2 protein-coding genes are annotated in these 2,387 nt (G+C 37.6%); both read left to right on the top strand.

The window, feature by feature from the left end:
- The first annotated feature begins 633 nt into the window (after positions 1-633).
- The gene (gene ltrA / locus ACGLXV_RS24220) at positions 634-1,962 is read left to right on the top strand and encodes a group II intron reverse transcriptase/maturase (protein WP_391560639.1); all 1,329 of its coding nucleotides are present in this window, start codon (positions 634-636) and stop codon (positions 1,960-1,962) included.
- 259 nt (positions 1,963-2,221) lie between these two features.
- Positions 2,222-2,387, top strand: a 166-nt coding sequence (locus ACGLXV_RS24215; RefSeq protein ID WP_391560640.1) for an NAD(P)H-binding protein, incomplete at its 3' end; no start/stop codon positions are given.

Here is a 2,387-nt window from a genome sequence, read left to right as displayed (position 1 = left end):
GTCTGTGCACACTTTTGTGCACACATTTGGTCCATGAGTGGGATTAATACCAACTCATTTACAGAACTTATATTAACACTAATTGACCTTTGTAAACATTCTTATTCAACAAACGGGGCAGGTGTGCGGCCGAGCCTAGGTCGTATCATATAGCGGGTGGGATTCCCGCCGAGTAAGAACTAGCCATTCGCTCGTAGCGAGTCTTGGAGGACTAAAGGTAACTCTAGTCTTTAAGCGTAGACAGTTAGGTGGCGGGCCGAAAGCCAAATGGTTGAAGGGATTGAGCTCCATAAACGTTAGTAAACTGAGAGGGCTGATGCCTTACCTGCGTGCAGAAAGCAACATTTTATCCTTCGTCAAAGGCAAGAAGGGTAAAACCTCTCTGGAGTCAGAGACCTTGGCACGTTACACATTGATATGATACGGCAACTCGGGAGACCCTACTGGTCTCTTCTATTTTATTGAAGAGTATGGTGTACAAGCGATAACAAGCAAGGAAACCAAATGCCGTGTAGGGAGTCGGATAGCAGCGTAGTACCAATGAAGTTGGGTAATGCCGATGGAGGGAAGGCTAGTTACCAGTTATCACCCTTACTAGGGACACATTAACTACACACAGAGGTAGGATTAATAATGGAAACAAAACTACTAAGGATAGCAGAATTAGCAAAGTCTCAGCCTAAAATGAAATTTACATCACTTGCCCATTTATTAAATGAGCAATCATTAACACAGTGTCATCATGGACTGCCAAATAGAAAGGCGACGGGTGTTAACGGAACAACTAAAGAACAATACAGCGAAAACTTGGAAGAAAACATAACGGATTTGGTAAGTAGGCTTAAAAGTAAAAGCTATCGCCCTGTTCCAGTAAGACGAATGTATATCCCAAAGCTCAACTCAGACAAGAAAAGACCGTTGGGAATACCGGAACATGAGGATAAAATTGTACAAAAAGGCATTACCAAAATACTAAACACTATCTATGAAAATGACTTCCTAGACTGTTCATTTGGATTTCGTCCTAATAGAAACTGTCATGATGCGCTGAAAATACTGAATATGTATATTGAAAAGAGAGCAGTAAGTTATGTAGTAGATGTAGATATTAAAGGTTTCTTTGACAACGTTGATCACAGATGGATGATGGAGTTTCTAAAACTCCGAATCGCTGACCCTAACCTACTGAGAATAATCAAGAGGTTTCTTAAAGGTGGATATATGGAGGAAGGTAAGAAGTATAAGACAGATAATGGTACACCGCAAGGTGGAGTAATATCTCCGATATTGGCCAATGTATATCTTCATTACGTTCTTGACTTATGGTTTGAGAAAGTGGTTAGGAAACAATGTAAAGGGCAGGCATATATAGTAAGATACGCAGATGATTTTGTATGTTGTTTTCAACATAAGAGCGAAGCTCAGCAATTCTTCCATTCATTAAAGGCTAGATTAAAGAAGTTTAATTTGGAAATAGCAGAGAATAAAACGAAAATTATTTCCTTTGGTCGGTTTGCAGAACATAACGCAAAGCGAGATAGGAATAACAAACCAGACACCTTTGATTTCTTAGGATTTACCCACTATTGCGGAAAAAGTAAAGAAGGGAAATTTCGTGTAAAACGGAAAACTAGCAGGAAGAAAGTTCAAGGAAAATTAAAGGAAACTAAAGAATGGCTGAAGATTAATAGAAATAAAGATATCCATGTGATTATGGATAGATTTAAACGCTCGCTCACTGGATATTACAACTATTATTGCATCACAGATAACTTCCAAACTGTTAACAACTTCAGAGAGAAAATCGAATACTTACTATTTAAATGGCTAAACAGAAGAAGCCAAAGGAAGTCCTTTACTTGGGATAAATTTAATCTCTTTCTACGTAAATATCCACTCCCTTCACCAAGAATCAAAGTGAATATCTATGAACTTAGAAAAGAGATTAGCTACATTCTGTAAATGATGACTAGGAGGAGCCGTGTGCGTTAATAGCGCAAGCACGGTTCTGTGAGGGGGGAGGAATACAATCTACCGTAAGGTAGAGAGGTTCCCTTCTACTCGACTTAAGAGTGCTGTTAATTTGTATTCAACAAACGGTCCAGTTTGTAGAGCAACTTCTTTAAAGAAAATTGTCGCTATTCAAAATTTAAGTAGTTTGAATTTATATATTTAAAGTATAGTGTAATTATTTGAATTCGTAAAAAGGAGGATTTTACTTTTGAATATTTTAATTTTAGGTGCAACTGGACGAGTTGGAAGTCAAATAGTAACTTATGCCCTTCATGATAGACATAATGTTACTGTATTAGTTCGCACTCCAGAGAAGATTCAAAAAAATAGTGAAAATTTAACCATTATTCAAGGGAATGTTTTAAATAAAAATG

This window comes from Robertmurraya sp., assembly GCF_036676585.1.
In the GTDB taxonomy this organism is placed as follows: Bacteria; Bacillota; Bacilli; order Bacillales; family Cytobacillaceae; genus Robertmurraya_A.
Note: the sequence above shows the minus strand (reverse complement) of the source record. Positions and strands in the feature narration are given on the sequence as shown.

Bases quoted from the DNA above. Each gene is read 5' to 3' on its own strand.
- ltrA (WP_391560639.1), top strand. From the start codon at position 634: ATGGAAACAAAACTACTAAGGATAGCAGAATTAGCAAAGTCTCAGCCT.